General features: G+C 38.3%; 1 pseudogene. It reads left to right on the forward strand.

Annotated elements, in window-relative coordinates:
- A pseudogene (locus Q5762_RS37045) lies at positions 1-225 on the forward strand (hypothetical protein); the annotation flags it as partial.
- Positions 226-507: the final 282 nt, after the last annotated feature.

Raw genomic sequence — 507 nt, forward strand, 5'->3', positions numbered from 1 at the left:
CAATTAACTCAAACAGACTCACTCATGGTCATTCCTCTACATATTGCCAAAACGCTCGAAAAACTATCATCCATCACTTATAAGCAACTACCATTTGACATTGGCATTAATAAGTATTGGTTAATTTGGCACCCTAAATTTGATAATGCCCCAAGCCACAAATGGATAAGAGAACAAATCATGTTGATAATGCAAGAGAATGAATATTCTATTCACATTAGTTGATTAACAACTCACCATCAGTCCCCCAAATCATCCCTAGTATGATTTATCATGATTTCAAATCATGGCAATCTTCTTGTATGGTTCAGAAACTGCTTTTAATAAGGCAGGATACCTAGGAGAAGTACATGACATTCACATTTATCGTTACCTTATTAACCATATGTTTATTGGGAGCAATGTCCCCTGGACCTAGTCTGGCTATCGTAGTCAAACACTCACTAGCTGGCGGGCGCTTATACGGGATGCTCTGTGCTTGGTCACATGCCTGTGGCATATTTATTT

The organism is Streptomyces sp. P9(2023) (genome assembly GCF_032436795.1).
GTDB lineage: Bacteria > Actinomycetota > Actinomycetes > Streptomycetales > Streptomycetaceae > Streptomyces.